The 18,079-nt window shown below is 55.2% G+C and carries 16 protein-coding genes; all 16 read right to left on the bottom strand.

Annotated elements, in window-relative coordinates; genetic code table 11:
• Positions 1-517 precede the first annotated feature (517 nt).
• Positions 518-2,455 carry a glycosyltransferase family 2 protein gene (locus ACSQ87_RS09550; RefSeq protein ID WP_223430739.1) on the bottom strand — a complete coding sequence of 646 codons (1,938 nt, stop codon included), beginning with the start codon at positions 2,453-2,455 and terminating at the stop codon, positions 518-520.
• 137 nt (positions 2,456-2,592) lie between these two features.
• Positions 2,593-3,612: an MraY family glycosyltransferase gene (locus ACSQ87_RS09545; protein ID WP_223430741.1), complete on the bottom strand. Its 1,020-nt coding sequence runs from the start codon at positions 3,610-3,612 to the stop codon at positions 2,593-2,595.
• A complete protein-coding gene (locus ACSQ87_RS09540) occupies positions 3,609-4,571 on the bottom strand; it encodes a UDP-glucose 4-epimerase family protein (protein ID WP_223430742.1) in 963 nt (320 codons plus the stop codon). The genes ACSQ87_RS09545 and ACSQ87_RS09540 overlap by 4 nt, the downstream gene beginning before the upstream one ends.
• Complete coding sequence (locus ACSQ87_RS09535; RefSeq protein WP_223430743.1) at positions 4,568-5,491, bottom strand: glycosyltransferase; 924 nt, start codon at positions 5,489-5,491, stop codon at positions 4,568-4,570. The genes ACSQ87_RS09540 and ACSQ87_RS09535 overlap by 4 nt, the downstream gene beginning before the upstream one ends.
• Before the next feature lie 54 nt (positions 5,492-5,545).
• Positions 5,546-6,436, bottom strand: coding sequence for a glucose-1-phosphate thymidylyltransferase RfbA (gene rfbA, locus ACSQ87_RS09530; protein WP_150655192.1), 891 nt, complete (start codon positions 6,434-6,436; stop codon positions 5,546-5,548).
• Positions 6,433-7,326, bottom strand: a complete 894-nt coding sequence (rfbD, locus tag ACSQ87_RS09525; protein ID WP_223430745.1) for a dTDP-4-dehydrorhamnose reductase — start codon at positions 7,324-7,326, stop codon at positions 6,433-6,435. The genes rfbA and rfbD overlap by 4 nt, the downstream gene beginning before the upstream one ends.
• Complete coding sequence (rfbB, locus tag ACSQ87_RS09520; protein WP_223430747.1) at positions 7,323-8,399, bottom strand: dTDP-glucose 4,6-dehydratase; 1,077 nt, start codon at positions 8,397-8,399, stop codon at positions 7,323-7,325. The genes rfbD and rfbB overlap by 4 nt, the downstream gene beginning before the upstream one ends.
• Before the next feature lie 228 nt (positions 8,400-8,627).
• Complete coding sequence (locus tag ACSQ87_RS09515; protein ID WP_223430748.1) at positions 8,628-8,864, bottom strand: LapA family protein; 237 nt, start codon at positions 8,862-8,864, stop codon at positions 8,628-8,630.
• Positions 8,865-8,891: 27 nt separating this feature from the next.
• Positions 8,892-9,188 carry an integration host factor subunit beta gene (ihfB, locus tag ACSQ87_RS09510; protein WP_033055808.1) on the bottom strand — a complete coding sequence of 99 codons (297 nt, stop codon included), beginning with the start codon at positions 9,186-9,188 and terminating at the stop codon, positions 8,892-8,894.
• A 152-nt stretch (positions 9,189-9,340) separates the two neighbouring features.
• Positions 9,341-9,619, bottom strand: coding sequence for a hypothetical protein (locus tag ACSQ87_RS09505; protein ID WP_134422176.1), 279 nt, complete (start codon positions 9,617-9,619; stop codon positions 9,341-9,343).
• A gap of 218 nt (positions 9,620-9,837) precedes the next feature.
• Positions 9,838-11,529 (bottom strand): 30S ribosomal protein S1, encoded by a 1,692-nt coding sequence (gene rpsA, locus ACSQ87_RS09500; protein WP_008148721.1) that lies wholly within the window; start codon positions 11,527-11,529, stop codon positions 9,838-9,840.
• 120 nt (positions 11,530-11,649) lie between these two features.
• Entirely contained in the window at positions 11,650-12,339 is a 690-nt protein-coding gene (gene cmk / locus ACSQ87_RS09495) for a (d)CMP kinase (RefSeq protein WP_008148720.1), read from the bottom strand.
• The gene (locus ACSQ87_RS09490; protein WP_263288570.1) at positions 12,336-14,543 is read right to left on the bottom strand and encodes a bifunctional prephenate dehydrogenase/3-phosphoshikimate 1-carboxyvinyltransferase; all 2,208 of its coding nucleotides are present in this window, start codon (positions 14,541-14,543) and stop codon (positions 12,336-12,338) included. The genes cmk and ACSQ87_RS09490 overlap by 4 nt, the downstream gene beginning before the upstream one ends.
• Before the next feature lie 28 nt (positions 14,544-14,571).
• Complete coding sequence (hisC, locus tag ACSQ87_RS09485; protein WP_223430751.1) at positions 14,572-15,684, bottom strand: histidinol-phosphate transaminase; 1,113 nt, start codon at positions 15,682-15,684, stop codon at positions 14,572-14,574.
• A 12-nt stretch (positions 15,685-15,696) separates the two neighbouring features.
• Positions 15,697-16,791: a prephenate dehydratase gene (pheA, locus tag ACSQ87_RS09480; protein WP_030128742.1), complete on the bottom strand. Its 1,095-nt coding sequence runs from the start codon at positions 16,789-16,791 to the stop codon at positions 15,697-15,699.
• A complete protein-coding gene (gene serC / locus ACSQ87_RS09475; RefSeq protein ID WP_056744078.1) occupies positions 16,791-17,876 on the bottom strand; it encodes a 3-phosphoserine/phosphohydroxythreonine transaminase in 1,086 nt (361 codons plus the stop codon). Before serC ends, pheA begins: the two co-directional genes overlap by 1 nt.
• Positions 17,877-18,079: the final 203 nt, after the last annotated feature.

Below are 18,079 nucleotides of genomic sequence, written 5' to 3'. Positions count from 1 at the left end.
TTGGGCCGAGCGAACCACAAGCGCGGTCACTGACCCGGAGCAAACAAGCGCGAAACCAACCAAAACTGATTTATAACATTTTTTGGTCTTAACATTCAAAATAGCTCAGAAATACCGGGGTTCTTACCTATGGCCTAGCCGCAGCGCCCAACAAAAAAGGCTCAAGCCCCTACCGCCAAGAGCGAAAATCACCTCAAACCCAGGCACGTACACGGTGGACCGAATCGTTGACGGGACACAGGACGGTGCACCGCTCGAAACCATCCTGACCCAGGCTTGCGCCCCTCCCGAAACAGCCTGATTTGCTTATTTAAAGGGCTGCCCCCATCCACCTGGACAAAAAACCAGAATATTGAGGAGCAAAAAACCAATAAAGAGCCAACAGATTGTATACAAAACCAACGACATCGACCAACCAGCCAGAGCTCCATCAGTAGAGAAATACAAAAAAAAGAGCCACTCACACGGAATGACTCAATTCACAAAATTCAATACCAAAAACTGCTAAAGCACGAACTCAGGTATAACTCTTACACGTTTTCACTGCGTGATTCTTGGCAATATAATAAGCTTCATGCAACTGCATATGCCGCTCCACCCGTACAGAGGGGTCACCAGGAGTTCTAAACAAAGACGTTGTTTTTGGCACATAAGCAAACGTATTGCCGTAACCATAGCGCAACCAAAGATTCCAGTCTTCGAGACTGCTCATATCGGTTTGAAATCCACCTCGCTGCAAGTAGAGATCCTTTTGAAAAAGGAGAGACTGGATCGCTATAAAGTTGTGATCCAACAGAACATCATAGTCATATTCTTGCTTGAGAATCGGAGGTACAGCATGGCTAACCTCAAAGTATTGCTCTTCCACGCCACTGGCAACAGTGCCGACTTCCAATGCCAATGAGTAGGCCGCTACCGCATCAGAATTTTTCGCCAACGCACCAACAAGCACCTCGACATGATCCGCAAAAAGCAAATCATCATCATCGAGAAACATGCAATATTTTCCGGCTGCCTTTTCGAGACCATAATTACCGGTAACCGAACGACCGACTTTATCGAGGGAGTAGTAACTGACACTCATTCCCTCCGGAAACTCGAAATCAGCCACAACCGAGCTCATCGTAGAACCGCCATCCTCAACGACTATCAACTCGATATTCGGATACGTCTGATTAAGCACGGACATCATGGACTGCCTGAGAAACTCTCCTCGATTCTTGTAAGTTCGAGTAACCACAGTAACAAGAGGGTAATCGGCCAATGGCTCACCCACTTCCCAGAACGCCCCATCCCTGATCATTTCATAATCAAAGCCCCGAAAAGGGAAATAGCAGTTTTCACTCGGCCCCTTGCCCTGCATAAAATACCGAGCCTTCTTGAATATCACACCGAAGTTTCTGAACACATCGCGACGGGCACCAGCATAGGGTTCCGGACGGAGCAAAAGCAGGCACTGCAAGATAAAGCCACCCACTCTATCGCTCAAATTCCCATAGCGTAGCCTGATATAAGCATTGGCCAGCGTGCTGCCGGTATACTGAATCGGTTTTATATGATGCTCATGCTCATAGGTATAATGATAGACGACGGCGGACGGGCAATACTTGAGTTGGTATCCATAGGACCTGAAGCGATAGGAAAGCTCGACATCTTCGCCATACATGAAGATCTCGCGCTCGTATCCACCGACTTCAACGTAAGCCGACCTTCTTACGAGCACGCAAGCATGGGACGACCAGTTGGTTTCCAACGTTACCGGATCGTAATATTTAGGATGCTCATAAGGTGCCTGCCTCAACTCCCAGGATGCCACCTCAGCCTTGGCATCAGCCAAAGCATCGGCCACCACTCTGGTTATAGAGTCTTTGGCAAAAACGATATCCACATTACTAACAAGAAAATACTCAGAGCTTCCTTTATGGATTGCCTTTTCATGCCCGGCACCAAACCCGACATTGTCGCCTTCCAGAATGTCGAAACCAGCCACTTCCTGACCAAGCAATGCCTGCCAACGCTGCAATGCTTCGAGGGTGCTGTCCGAAGATCCGTTATCAACAAAGAACATATTGAATTTGCTGAGCGGGTAACTTTGCGCCCTTAACGATTCAAAAAAACCATCAATCCACTTGCCACTATTGAACGTCACCACCGACACATCAATAACGGGTTGCGCCTGGGCGACCGACGAGTTCTGGAACCGTGAAAAACGACGATTCAATATAGCCTGTATCGCCTTGGTATTATTTCGCGAATAAATCACTAACATTATGTTCTCGCGCAAACGCTTGAAAAACAAATGTATACGAACACGAATCCACACAAGGAAAGGAAACTTTTGGTAAAAGGGCCGAATGAACGCTTTAGACTTGGCCAAAAAAGAGCGCAGCCCTCGAAAAAAACGTGTTACGACTTGCCAAATCTTTGAAGCAACCATACTGAATAAACCACTCATTAAAATCGAACCCCCTAACCAATGCAACTTAGCGACCTGCAAATATCACAACATCAGCGGCAGGTACATCCCAAGACGCTCTACAAGAGAGGCAACCATGCAAACCTGTGTTGATATGTGTTTCTGACGCTTTTTAATTACACTACTTGCTCCGACTCTCCAGCTTTGTAGGTGCATGCGATAAATAGCAGTGGAGCATAAGCGACGACCATACCAAAAAATCCGGAAATCCACCCACTTGCTACAGCGATCGATAACGGCATGAGCCATACAAAATTAATAGTGATCGATGCCAGCACTACTGTTTTATGGCTACGGTGCTTGCGAGAGGCATATTGATAACCATGGCTGCGGTGGGCTTCATATACTTTTTCACCTCGCAAAAGCCTGCGCATCAGGGTCCACGTCGCATCAACAACGAAAACGCCAAGCATGATCAACCAGCTCCAGAGCAACTCAGGCGACTTGGAGGCTGCCTCAATGGACATCCCTGCCAATACAACCCCCAAAAAACCACTGCCTGCGTCTCCCATGAAAATTTTCGCCGGCGGATAGTTCCAACAGAGAAAACCCGCGACCGCTGCCACCAGAGCCAGAGGCCCCCACGCCAGTTCGAGGTTTGCGCCAAACCAATAGACCAGCAACATTCCGAGGCAGACACTGATCGCTTCAGCACTGGCCAAGCCGTCAATGCCATCCATGAAGTTGTAAAGATTCAGCATCCAGACCAAATACAGCACAAACAAAATATTCCCAATCCACCCTGGATCAAGGGTAGCGCCAAAGAGCGTGACGCAAGGAGAGCCTCCCAGCCAATATAACGCCCATATCGAGGCAGCAAAATGGCCTAACAGGCGCCACCTTGCAGCGATATGCCCGTGATCATCGGCAAAACCGATAAGCGCGACCAACAGGCCGCTCCCCAGCAAACCAAAGAGCGTCGCCAGGCTCATCAAATCAAGACCGCGAAGGATCAGAAGCGCCAACAGAAAGGAGACAACAATAGCTACACCTCCACCCCGAGGAGTAGGCACAGAGTGAGAGCTGCGCTCGTTTGGTATATCCATCAAGCTTTTGGACAAAGCATAACGACGTAAAACAAGCGTCAGCCCCCAGGAAACAACGAATACTGCAAGTAGCAGCCACAAAAAAGTCATTTCGTCTGCGCGTCCAGATAGTGACCTGCGGTTTGGCGCATGGCTTCATCCATGTTGATGGGTGGTGTCCACCCCAATAATTCACGATTTTTGCTGATGTCGACCTGCAATGACCCGCAGATCCGTTGAGCAACGGATTGCTTTCTCAATGCCGAAGCCGCCACTACCAGCAACCACTCTGGCAATGGCAAGAGCCAGGCCTTCGTCCCGAGCGCATTGCCCAGGCGACGTAGCATTTGAGTTGTGGACAAGTCCTGGCCATCACTGACCAGAAAGGTTTGGTTCGCTGCGGCAGGATGATCGATACAGGTGATTACAAGGTCCACCAGGTTTCCGATCGCCACAAGACTACGCTGATTCCGGACCGCTCCCAACGGTAACGGAATACCTTTGTTGAGCCAGCGCAGCATACTCAGAAAATTGGCTTTAACCCCCGGCCCATAGATCAATGGCGGGCGAATAATCACCACTTCCATTCCCGTTTCACGAGCAAGTTGTCTCAGGGCTTGTTCAGCCTCGTGCTTGGACACGCCATAAGGATCCACCGGAGCCGGAGTATCGTCAGCCTTGAACGGCTTGCCTGGCAGGGTGCTTTCGCCATTGACCTTGATCGAACTGATGAAGATGAAGCGTTTGACTCCCGATTCAGCGGCGCGCTTTGCCAACCGAAGAGTGCCCTCCACATTGACCTTGCGAAACTCGGCCAAGGCATCAGAGGCGATTTCGTTCATCACATGAACTCTGGCCGCCGCGTGGACGACCGCACTTACATCCTTCAACTCAGACAAGGCTTCAGGATCATTCAGATCAAAGGGTACAACCGGGCATAAACCCTGTAACCGGGTGAGACCGCGAGCGGCTGCGATCGGAGCGAACTGTTTGTCCACCAACATCCTGAAAACCAGCGCCTCACCCACGAAACCGCCTGCCCCCGTGACCAATACCTTTGGGGCTGTCATTGAGCTTTGTTTCCTATCAATGCGGTGACCCAACAGATAAAAAAGAAGAAAATCTTGTCCCGTACCCGACGCCTGCATTGCCAGGCACTGAAGGACAGTTTCATCAGTTCCGTTCGCCGTAATTGTAGCAAGACGCCTTCTAAGGGCTTCGTCCCCTGCCCCACCAGATCTGCAATCAGGCGAACCTGACCGAACCACCAACCGTCATGAATGGTTTTGTAACGAGCGATCAACGGACTCAGACCTGTGTTGGCACCGACCTGATTACGCTCGTGCTGCCGGTAATCCATGCTGGGTAACGGGTCGATATACCAACGGTAACCATGACTGCGCGCAAAGGCGTAGCAGTACCAGTCATGCAAAGTTACACCTTGCAGTTGCTGCCAGTTGGCGAGCATCGAGCCTTTCAAGGCTTCTACCAGGCTTTTTCTAAAGACATAGGTGCAGCCAGGCCCCGCTGCCTCGAACAAAAAATCCCAGGCGACCTGAGGCTGCGCCTTGTCCAGCAGCTGGGTTCTGCCGCTTGGCCAGAACGCCGTCACGTTACTGGAGTAGGCATCTACTCCTCGCGCCTGCAGCGCCTGGGTTGCTCTGTGCAGCTTGTCGGGATACCAGATGTCGTCCTGGTCGGCAAAGGCGACGAAGTCGTAGCCATCGAAGTCAACGTCCCGGATCAACCGAAAGAAGTTGCGCGATGCTCCGCCGAAGCGATTGGCATCCGGAAGCACTACAACTGCTGGATGCTCAGCCGCATAAGCTTTACACCACGCTTCGGTGCCGTCAGTAGAGGGGTCGATGCTAATGTGCAGGGTAACGTCGACCGATAACTGGCCGAGAATCGAGACCAGTTGCTCCTCAATCCACTGCATTCCGTTGTACGCAGCCAGCAAAACTGCAACCTTGGGATGTTTTACTGGCATGCTATTCCTGCTTGCACGGATTAAACGCTAGGTTTGAAAGTAAACCCTCTCGACTCAGAGGGAATCCAAATCCAGCAGTTTTTGCAGGTACTGACCATAGCCAGTCTTCTTCAGCTTATCGGCCTGAGCGCCCAACTGTTCAGCGGTAATCCAACCGTTGTTGTAGGCGATCTCCTCCAGGCAGGCCACTTTCAAGCCTTGACGCTGCTCGATCGTGTGCACGAAGTGACTGGCCTCGAGCAACGAGTCGTGAGTCCCCGTGTCCAGCCAGGCAAAACCGCGTCCGAGCATTTCTACATTGAGGGTGTTCTGCTCGAGGTAGGCGCGGTTAACGTCGGTGATTTCCAGCTCGCCACGCTCCGATGGCTTGATGTTCTTGGCGATCTCGACAACATCGTTGTCGTAGAAGTACAAGCCGGTCACTGCATAGTTGGATTTTGGCTTCAGCGGTTTCTCTTCAATGCTAAGAGCGCGACCGGTTTTGTCGAACTCGACAACACCGAAGCGTTCCGGGTCGGAGACGTGGTAGCCGAATACGGTAGCGCCATGTTGTTGAGAGCTGGCGGAGCGCAGGTTGTCCGAGAAGTGCTGACCGTAGAAAATGTTGTCACCCAGGATCAGACAGCAAGGATCCTTACCAATGAACTCTTCACCGATGATGAACGCTTGCGCCAGGCCGTCCGGGCTAGGCTGTTCGGCGTAAGTCAGCTTGATGCCGTACAGGCTTCCGTCACCGAGCAGTTTACGGAAGCAGGGCAAATCTTCCGGAGTAGAGATGATCAGAATTTCGCGCATGCCCGCGAGCATCAACACCGATAGCGGATAGAAGATCATCGGTTTGTCGTAGATCGGCAGCATCTGCTTGGACACGCCAAGGGTCAACGGATGCAGGCGCGTACCTGAGCCGCCGGCGAGGATGATGCCTTTACGATTTGTCGTGGTCATTTATTCAGAACTTCCCTAAGCATTCGGGTTACGCCACTTTGCCAATCCGGCAAGTGTAGAGAAAAATTGTCACGCAGCTTCTGAGTATTCAAACGCGAATTCAGAGGCCGGCGCGCAGGTGTTGGATAAGCCGTCGTTTCAATCGGATTGACCGCCGTTACGGCGAGCTGCTCGCCGTTGTCTTGGGCGAAACCGATCACATGGCTAGCATAGCCGTGCCAGGACACATCACCACTGGCCGCCAAGTGATACAAGCCAGAAAGCTGGGGACGTTGCAGAACTTGCTGAATGGCCAACGCGGTTACGTCGGCAATCAGGTCTGCCCCCGTCGGGGCTCCGATCTGGTCGGCTATAACACTTAATGTTTCGCGATCCTTGGCCAAACGCAGCATGGTTTTGGCGAAGTTGTTGCCTCGAGCGCCATAGACCCAGCTGGTGCGGAAGATCAGATGCTTGCATCCCGACGCGGTAATTGCCTGTTCACCGGCCAGCTTACTGGCGCCGTATTGATTCACCGGGGAGACTTCATCTGACTCTTGCCAGGGGGTAGAACCCTGGCCACTGAAGACGTAATCAGTGGAGTAATGAATCAGCCAAGCACCCAGAGCCAAGGCCTCTTCGGCCATCAGTTGGCTTGCCTGACCGTTCACACGGTCGGCCAGTTCGGTCTCGGACTCAGCTTTATCAACAGCCGTGTAGGCCGCAGCGTTGACGATGACGTCGGGTTTGACCAGGCGGATCGTGGCGCGCAACGCGTCGAGATCCGACAGGTCACCACACAAACCATCGACCGTATGACGATCCAGGGCAATCAACTCGCCAAGCGTTGCCAGGGAGCGTTGCAACTCCCAGCCCACCTGGCCGTTTTTTCCCAGCAAGAGGATTTTCATGCTTTGTTCGAGCGATCCGTGTAGTTCTTGTCGATCCACTGTTGGTAGCTGCCGCTCTTCACATGCGCTACCCACTCAGTGTTGTTCAGGTACCACTCGACAGTCTTGCGAATACCGGTTTCGAAAGTTTCTTCAGGCACCCAACCCAATTCGCGCTGAATTTTGCTGGCATCGATTGCGTAGCGCTGATCGTGGCCCGGGCGATCCTGGACGTAGGTGATCAAACTGGCGTGCGGGCGATGAGCGGAGTCCGGACGCAGTTCGTCGAGTAGTGCACACAGGGTGTGCACCACTTCGATGTTTTGCTTTTCGTTGTGGCCACCGATGTTGTACGTCTCACCGATACTGCCTTCGGTAACGACTTTGTACAGAGCACGGGCGTGGTCTTCGACATAGAGCCAGTCGCGAACCTGGTTACCTTTACCATAGACCGGCAGCGGCTTGCCTTCCAGCGCATTGAGGATGATCAACGGGATCAACTTCTCAGGGAAGTGGCACGGGCCGTAGTTGTTCGAACAGTTGGTGACCAAGGTCGGCAGGCCGTAGGTACGGCTCCAGGCGCGAACCAGGTGATCGGAACTGGCCTTGCTGGCCGAGTACGGCGAGCTTGGCTGGTACGGCGTGGTTTCGGTAAAGAGGTCTTCCGGACCTTCGAGGTCTCCGTAGACTTCGTCAGTCGAGATATGGTGGAAGCGGAAATTGGCTTTGCGCTCCTCATCCAGCGCGCTCCAATAATTGCGCGCAGCCTCCAGCAGCGTATAGGTGCCGATGATGTTGGTCTGGATAAACTCTGAAGGACCGGAGATTGAGCGATCTACATGAGACTCGGCGGCAAGATGCATGATGGCATCGGGCTGATGGTCACGAAGGACGCGGTCAACCTGATCGCGATCGCAGATGTCGACGCGCTCGAACACATAGCGCGCGCTCTGGTCCACTTCGGCCAACGACTCAAGGTTGCCGGCGTAAGTCAGCTTATCCACATTGACTACGGAATCTGCAGTATTGGAGATGATGTGACGAATGACTGCAGAGCCAATAAATCCGGCGCCGCCGGTTACTAGAATTTTCACGCGAAAACATACCCTTGAGTTGCTGACAGGGCTGCCTAGCGAGCACTGCCTAATCCATAAATGCAGAAGCCGCCTGGTTCAGCAAAGGCTTCTGACAGAGTCAGCCTGAACCGAATGCGGATGAATAGCTATTCGGACAGCCGCAACATTTTACAGTTTAATAAAGGTTTTACTATTGAATATAGACAAACTGCGGCACAAATTCGATGCCATCCATCTTGGTCGCAGTCAAGCACGGTACTTGCGCGACATTCTGGCCTTTCGAGCGAACCAGCCAAGGATCGGACCAATTACCATCCCTGTTAGCAGGACCAGGACCATAACTACCGATATCGGCAACTGCGGCCCAGTCCACCCCAGGAACAGGAGCGAAACCGACTGCTGATTTTCGAGCACAAATGCCAGGATCGCCAGCACCAGCAAAAGAATAAAAACACCAAGCAGCACCCGCTTGAGGTTACGCATGAGTAGCTCCTTGATGAGCGCCAACTGTCAAAGAACCTCCTCCTCATCCTCGTTGACTCGATCACGCAATTCTTTTCCCGGCTTGAAATGCGGAACGAACTTGCCATCGAGGCTGACGGACTGACCGGTTTTTGGATTGCGACCTACGCGCGGTGCGCGGTAGTGCAAGGAGAAGCTGCCAAACCCACGGATCTCGATGCGATCACCGGTGGCCAGACACTGGGACATTTGTTCGAGCATGGTCTTGATGGCCAGCTCCACATCCTTGGATGAGAGTAGCCCTTGATGGGTGACAATTCGTTCGATCAACTCCGACTTCGTCATATTTTTCCCTTCTTTTTCAAGCAGCTAGATCAGCGCTTCAAAGGTTTTAGCACGCCCGGATCAATTTGAACAGCCCGAGTTTTTGACATACTCCACCAGCAATGAGATGCACTCCTCCAGCGCATCGGAACACTGATCCCGCACTCACACACTCATCTACAGATCACCAGCATGGTGCGCGTCAGATAGCCCGCCGGATTAAAGCCAAAGGGGTACTCATCCTCGTCCTTGGCATCATCGGATCTGGCTACAACTTTGTAGCCCGCTGCCTTGCACTCCTTGTTCGCTCGCTTGCGACACTTCTCCCATCCCGAGCCCAATCCCGAACAATCGATCTCGATGCCACTGACCCCACGCACTGCATGAGTTTTGGCATTAGTGGTACAGCCCGCCAGTGTCAGAACTGCTATGACGACAATGAGCTTGTTCATTCGCTTCCTTAGGTCGGACACGCCGCCCGACGGCCGCTCGCTTCAGGCTAAAGACTAGCTGCAAATAAACGATTAATCCGATTAAAGAAAGAGACAACTTGCCGGGTCGATTGGTTTCACGGCAAACAATCGCAGCGTTGCGTGACCATCATAATCACCAAATCGCAGACACAAAAAAGGGCGACCGAAGTCGCCCTTTTTCTATGGTTTGACAGAACTTAGTTCTGTTTTTCCATTTGTGCACGCAACAGGTCGCCCAGAGTGGTAGGACCAGCAGCGATGCTATCCGAAGGCTTGTCTTTCAAGCTCTGGATTGCTTCTTTCTCTTCAGCATCGTCTTTCGACTTGATGGAGAGCTGGATTACGCGGCTCTTGCGGTCAACGCTGATGATCTTGGCTTCTACTTCCTGGCCTTCTTTCAGAACGTTGCGCGCGTCTTCAACGCGGTCACGGCTGATTTCGGAGGCTTTCAGAGTCGCTTCGATATCGTCGGCCAGAGTGATGATGGCGCCTTTAGCGTCAACTTCTTTCACGATGCCTTTAACGATGGCGCCTTTATCGTTCTCTTGAACGTACTCGGAGAACGGATCGCTTTCCAGTTGCTTGATACCCAGGGAGATGCGCTCGCGCTCTGGGTCAACCGACAGGATAACGGTGTCCAGCTCGTCGCCCTTCTTGAAGCGGCGAACGGCTTCTTCGCCCACTTCGTTCCAGGAGATGTCGGACAGGTGAACCAGACCGTCGATGCCGCCGTCCAGACCAATGAAGATACCGAAATCGGTGATCGACTTGATGGTGCCGGAGATTTTATCGCCCTTGTTGAACTGGCCAGAGAAATCTTCCCATGGGTTAGATTTGCACTGTTTGATGCCGAGGGAGATACGACGACGCTCTTCGTCGATGTCCAGAACCATAACTTCCACTTCGTCGCCGACTTGTACGACTTTCGAAGGGTGGATGTTCTTGTTAGTCCAGTCCATTTCGGAAACGTGTACCAGACCTTCAACGCCTTCTTCCAGCTCAGCGAAGCAGCCGTAGTCGGTCAGGTTGGTTACACGAGCGGTAACGCGAGTGCTTTCTGGGTAACGGGCTTTGATAGCAACCCATGGATCTTCGCCCAGTTGCTTGAGGCCCAGGGAAACACGATTGCGTTCGCGATCGTACTTCAGAACCTTGACATCGATCTCGTCGCCAACGTTGACGATTTCGGAAGGATGCTTGATACGCTTCCAAGCCATGTCGGTAATGTGCAGCAGGCCATCGACGCCACCCAGATCGACGAATGCGCCGTAATCGGTGAGGTTTTTGACGATACCTTTGACTTGTTGACCTTCCTGCAGGGATTCCAGCAGAGCTTCACGCTCAGCGGAGTTCTCGGCTTCGAGGACGCTACGACGGGAAACGACAACGTTGTTGCGTTTCTGGTCAAGCTTGATGACCTTGAATTCCAGCTCTTTGCCTTCCAGGTGCGTGGTGTCGCGCACAGGACGGACGTCAACCAGAGAACCTGGCAGGAACGCACGGATGCCGTTAACGTCGACAGTGAAGCCGCCTTTAACCTTACCGTTGATAACGCCCTTGACCACTTCTTCGGCTGCGAAGGCTGCTTCCAGAACAATCCAGCATTCAGCGCGCTTGGCTTTTTCACGGGACAGCTTGGTTTCACCAAAGCCGTCTTCAACCGAGTCCAGAGCAACGTGAACTTCGTCACCGACGTTGATAGTCAGTTCGCCAGCATCGTTGTAGAACTGCTCAAGCGGGATGAGTGCTTCAGACTTCAGGCCAGCGTGAACGGTTACCCAGCGAGCTTGGTAATCGATATCAACGATAACACCGGTGATGATGGAGCCTGCCTGAAGGTTCAGGGTTTTTAGGCTTTCTTCAAAGAGTTCCGCAAAGCTTTCGCTCATTTTAATTCCTGTTGAATAAGGGCGAAGGATACGCCCATCTCCACGTCCCAGACGACGTGGGTTATGTTCATTAGAAGAAACACCGCAAGACTATGACTGGTCCCCTACGGAGTTTCTTGGTCACCCGGCGATATCGCGAATGGCGATCTCGCTCATGATGCGTTCCAGCACCTGATCGATGGATAATTCCGTGGAATCCAGCTGTATGGCGTCAGCCGCCGGTTTGAGCGGGGCTACCGCTCGCTGGGTGTCACGCTCATCGCGGACACGTATCTCATCTAGCAGACTCGACAGACTAACACCATCGACTTTGCCCTTCAACTGCAAGTATCGACGGCGCGCACGCTCCTCGGCACTGGCAGTGAGGAATATCTTCAGCGGTGCATCGGGGAAAACCACCGTGCCCATGTCGCGACCATCGGCCACCAGACCCGGAGCCTCCTGAAACGCCCGCTGGCGCTGGAGCAGCGCATCACGCACCGCCGGCAGTGCAGCGACCTGGGAAGCCCAGGCGCCAACTTGTTCGTTGCGCAGATCATCAGTGACATCGTCACCTTCGAGAATGATCCGCTGCGGATGACCTTCGGTCGCACCGACGAATTGCACATCCAGATGAGCGGCCAGCAGCTTCAGCGACTCTTCATTGGTCAGATCGACGCCATGGTTACGCGCGGCGAATGCCAGCAGGCGGTACAGCGCACCGGAATCCAGCAGGCACCAGCCCAGACGCTTGGCCAGAATCCCGGCAATAGTGCCCTTGCCCGAACCGCTAGGCCCGTCGATGGTGATGACCGGCGGCTTGATAATCACGACTGAGCCTCTTGTGCAACACGGATACCGACCTGCGAACACAGCGCGAGGAAGTTCGGGAACGACGTCGCGACGTTGGCGCAATCATGGATGCGGATCGGTGCAGTCGCGCGCAGCGAAGCCACGCTGAAGGCCATGGCAATCCGGTGATCGCCGTGACCGTGCACTTCGCCGCCGCCGATCTGGCCGCCGTCGATGATGATGCCGTCCGGGGTCGGCTCGCACTTGACGCCAAGCGCCAGCAAGCCATCCGCCATGACCTGAATCCGGTCCGACTCTTTAACCCGCAGCTCTTCAGCGCCACGCAGAATGGTGCGCCCTTCGGCACAGGCGGCGGCTACGAACAGCACCGGGAATTCGTCGATGGCCAGCGGAACCAGCGCTTCGGGAATCTCGATACCTTTGAGTTTAGCTGCTCGTACGCGCAGATCAGCTACTGGTTCGCCGCCGACTTCACGCTGGTTTTCCAGGGTGATGTCAGCGCCCATCAGACGCAGAATATCGATCACACCGGTACGGGTCGGGTTGATGCCGACGTGCTCAAGCACCAGCTCCGAACCTTCGGCGATCGACGCAGCCACCAGGAAGAACGCCGACGACGAGATGTCGCCCGGCACTTCAATGTGGGTCGCGGTCAGCTTGTGGCCGGACTCGACCGAAGCGGTCGCGCCATTGACGGTGACCGGGTAGCCGAAGCCACGCAGCATGCGCTCGGTGTGGTCGCGGGTTGGAGCCGGCTCGGTGACGGTGGTCTTGCCCTCGGCGTACAAACCCGCCAGCAGCAGGCAGGATTTAACCTGGGCACTGGCCATCGGCATGGTGTAGGTCAGGCCTTTGAGCTTGTTGCCGCCACGAATGGTCATCGGTGGACGACCTTCAGCAGCGGTCTCGATCACGGCGCCCATTTCACGCAGCGGATTGGCCACGCGATTCATCGGACGCTTGGACAGCGAAGCATCGCCCGTCAGGGTGCTGTCGAAATTCTGCGCAGCCAACAGGCCAGACAGCAGACGCATCGACGTACCGGAGTTGCCCAGATAGATCGGGCCCGGTGCAGGCTTCAAGCCATGCAGGCCGACGCCGTGAATGGTCACGCGACCGTGGTGCGGACCTTCGATCACGACGCCCATGTCACGGAAGGCTTGCAAGGTTGCCAGGGCGTCTTCGCCCTCGAGGAAACCTTCCACTTCGGTAACGCCTTCAGCCAGGGAGCCGAGCATGATCGAACGGTGGGAAATCGATTTGTCGCCCGGTACTCGAATCCGCCCATTCAGGCGGCCACCAGGTTGTGCCAGGAAAATCAGGTCGTTGGAATTCATAGCGTCCACATAAGCCCGGCGGGCCAGGATTTTACTGAAATGTTCGCGGGCAACCCGGGCGCGAGTGAACACGCCCAACAATTGGTGCCCATCCCCTGCATCGACCGCGTCGCGCAAGGCGTCGAGGTCGCTGCGAAATGTATCGAGTGTGCGCAGGACAGCTTCGCGGTTGGCGAGGAAGATGTCGTGCCACATGACCGGGTCGCTACCCGCAATTCTTGTGAAATCGCGGAAACCGCCGGCAGCGTAACGGAAGATCTCAAGGTTTTCATTGCGCTTGGCCAACGAATCGACCAAACCGAACGCCAACAAGTGCGGCAAATGGCTGGTCGCCGCCAACACTTCGTCGTGACGCTCGACCTGCATGTGCTCGACATCGGCGCCCAATTCGCGCCACAACCGGTCGACCACTGCCAGGGCTGCCGGATCAGTCTGATCCAGCGGTGTCAGAATCACTTTATGGCGACGGAACAGCTCTGAGTTAGAGGCTTCCACCCCGCTCTGCTCGGAACCGGCGATCGGATGCCCTGGCACGAAACGCGCCGGCATGCCACCAAACGCCTCGGTTGCCGCCCGCACCACATTGCCTTTGGCGCTGCCGACGTCGGTCAGAATCGCTTGCCCCAGGTCCATACCGGCCAATTGGCTGAGCATTTTTTCCATGGCGAGGATCGGTACGGCCAGCTGAATCACGTCGGCGCCCTGGCATGCAGCGGCCAGGTCTTCTTCGCAGCGATCCACCACACCCAATTCAACCGCCAGTTTGCGCGACTGCGGATCGAGGTCGACCCCGACCACTTCGCGGCACAGGCCGCTTTCACGCAAACCCTTGGCAAACGAACCGCCGATCAACCCCAGACCGACCACCACCAGGCGACCGATCATAGGTTCAGCAGATTGCAGTGCAGTGACATCAACCACGAGCCAGAACCTTGGTCAGCGCCTCGAGGAAGCGGCTGTTTTCCGCCGGCAGACCGATGGTGATGCGCAGGTGGTTCGGCATGCCGTAATTGGCCACCGGACGCACGATCACGCCTTCGCGCAACAAGCCCTGGAAGACCGGTGCCGCAACGCGACCCAGATCGACGCAGATGAAGTTGCCCTTGGACGGAATCCAGCTCAACCCCAGCTCGCGCAAACCTGCTTCCAACTGCTGCATGCCGGATTCGTTCAGGCGACGGCTTTCAGCCAGGTACTCGGTGTCTTGCAACGCAGCGCACGCGGCGGCGAGGGCCAGACTGTTGACGTTGAACGGCTGACGCACGCGGTTCAGCACATCCGCAACCACCGCAGTGGACAAGCCATAGCCGACCCGCAATGCCGCCAGGCCGTAAGCCTTGGAGAATGTGCGCGAAACCAGCAGGTTCGGATAGGCCGCCAGGTAGTCCAGGCCATCCGGCAAGTCGCTGCCTTCGGCGTATTCGATGTAGGCCTCGTCCAGCACCACCAGCACGTGTTCCGGTACGTCCTGCAGGAATTCGTCCAGCGCCTCGGCGCCAAACCAGGTCCCGGTCGGGTTGTTCGGGTTGGCGATGAACACCACGCGAGTATCGGCATCGATCGCGGCCAGCATGGCCGACAGATCATGGCCCCAGTCTTTGGCCGGAATCACTTTGGCCGTAGCGCCGACGGCTTGCGTGACGATCGGATAGACCGCAAACGCATGCTCGCTGAACACGGCGTTCAAACCCGGCGCCAGGTAGGCACGGGCGACCAGCTCCAGAATGTCGTTGGAACCGTTGCCCAGCGTCACCTGATTGAGCTCGACGCGGCACTGATCGGCCAGCAGGGTCTTGAGCGCAAAACCGTTGCCGTCTGGGTAACGGGTCAGCTCGGCCAGCGCTACGTGAATCGCCGCCAGAGCCTTGGGACTAGCGCCCAACGGGTTTTCGTTGCTGGCCAGTTTGACGATGCTGGCCGGATCAAGGTCCAGCTCACGCGCCAGTTCGTCCACAGGCTTGCCCGGAACGTAAGGCGAAAGTTGTTGCACGCCCGGCTGTGCCAGAGCGAGGAAGTCACCACTCATTTGCTACCGCCCTTAGAGAACTGCTTTCGGGTAGGAACCCAGCACTTTGAGTGCTACTGCTTCCTGACTGATCTTTTCCAGCACACCCTTGATCAACGGATCACGGTGGTGGCCGACGAAGTCGATAAAGAACACGTAGGTCCATTTACCACTGCGCGAAGGACGCGTCTCGATTCGCGTCAGGTCGATGCCGTTGTCGTGGAACGGCACCAGCAACTCGTGAAGTGCGCCGGGCTTGTTGCTCATGGAAACGATGATCGAAGTCTTGTCGTCGCCGGTCGGCGGCACTTCCTGGCTGCCGATCATCAGGAATCGCGTGGAGTTGTCCGGGCGATCCTCGATTTTCTCGGCCAGACGGGTCAGCCCGTACAAGCCTGCCGCCATGTCGCCGGCAATCGCCGCCGAGTTCCACTCACCCTTGACTCGCTTGGCTGCTTCGGCGTTGCTGGACACTGCCACGCGCTCGACATTCGGGTAATGCGCGTCCAGCCATTTGCGGCACTGGGCCAGCGACTGGGCGTGGGAATAGATACGACTGATGCTGTCAGTCTTGGTGTTTTCACCGACCAACAGGTGGTGGTGAATCCGCAGCTCGACTTCGCCACAGATCACCATGTCGTGTTCGAGAAAGCTGTCGAGGGTGTGGTTGACCGCGCCTTCGGTGGAGTTTTCCACCGGGACCACGCCAAAATTCACCGCACCGGCCGCCACCTCACGGAACACTTCGTCGATCGCTGCCATCGGCTTGCTGATCACGGCGTGACCGAAGTGTTTCATGGCCGCCGCCTGGGTGAAGGTGCCTTCAGGGCCAAGGTAAGCCACTTTCAGTGGCTGCTCGAGGGCCAGGCACGAGGACATGATTTCGCGGAACAGCCGCGCCATCTCTTCGTTGCCCAGCGGCCCCTGGTTACGCTCCATAACACGCTTGAGCACCTGAGCCTCACGCTCAGGACGATAGAACACCGGCACTTCGCCTTCGGCCAGCGAGGCCATCTTTACTCGCGCAACTTCCTGGGCGCAGCGTGCGCGCTCACTGATCAGCTCCAGGACTTTCTCGTCCAGGGCATCAATGCGCAGGCGCAGTGCCTTGAGTTCTTGCTCAGACATTAGCCGTGTTCCTTCTCGAACTCTGCCATGTACGAAATCAGTGCGTTGACCGCAACGATGTCGACGGCGTTATAGATGGAGGCACGCATGCCACCCACGGAACGGTGACCCTTGAGGTTCAACAGGCCACGCTCTTCGGCACCGACCAGGAATGGCTTGTCGAGACGGTCGTCAGCCAGACGGAACGGCACGTTCATCCACGAGCGATCCGACTTGTTGATCGGGTTGCTGTACAAGCCGCTGGCGTCGATGAAGTCGTACAGCGTGCGCTGTTTCACTTCATTGAGCTTGCCGATGGCTTCAACACCACCCTGCTCTTTCAGCCACTCGAATACCAGACCCGAGAGGTACCAGGCCAGGGTTGGCGGGGTGTTGTACATCGAGCCGTTGTCGGCCGCGACCTTGTAGTTGAGCATGGTCGGGCACAGGGAACGGGCGTGACCCAGCAGGTCTTCGCGAACGATGTTGACGACGATGCCGCTCGGGCCGATGTTCTTCTGGGCGCCGGCGTAGATCATGCCGAAGCGCGAAACATCGATCGGACGCGAGAGAATGTCGGAAGACATGTCGGCGACCAGCGGAACATCACCGGTTTCCGGAACCCAGTTGAATTCCAGGCCGCCGATGGTTTCGTTCGGTGCGTAGTGAACGTAGGCCGCATCTTTCGACAGGTTCCATTCGTTCTGACCGGGAATAGCGAAATAGTCGTAAGGCTTGGCGGTAGCGGCAACGTTGACGTTCCCGTAGCGCGAAGCTTCTTCGATGGCTTTCTGCGACCAGATACCGGTGTCGATATAGTCGGCGGTGCCGCTTTCGGGCAACAGGTTCAGAGGAATCTGAGCAAATTGCTGGCTGGCGCCACCTTGCAGAAACAGCACTTTATAGTTCGAGGGGATATTCAGCAGATCACGCAGATCCTGCTCGGCCTTGGTGGCGATGGAAACGAACTCATCACTGCGATGGCTCATCTCCATGACCGACAGGCCCTTGCCGTGCCAGTCGAGGAGTTCACCCTGGGCGCGCTGCAGGACAGCTTCGGGAAGTGCCGCAGGACCGGCACAGAAGTTATAGGCTCTCTTGCTCACATCCAATCTCGCTCTGATTTGGTGGTAATCACGCAACAAAACTATTTGACCTGTAGGAGCTGTCGAGCGAAGCGAGGCTGCGATCTTTTCGTATGGACCCCACATAGCTAAAGCAAGAGCAAGATCAAGAGATCGCAGCCTCGCTTCGCTCGACAGCTCCTACAGCCCTACATTAAAAACAATTCCAGAGGACAAACAACAAG

The organism is Pseudomonas sp. LjRoot277, from assembly GCF_964253845.1.
Taxonomy (GTDB): domain Bacteria; phylum Pseudomonadota; class Gammaproteobacteria; order Pseudomonadales; family Pseudomonadaceae; genus Aquipseudomonas.
Note: the sequence above shows the minus strand (reverse complement) of the source record. Positions and strands in the feature narration are given on the sequence as shown.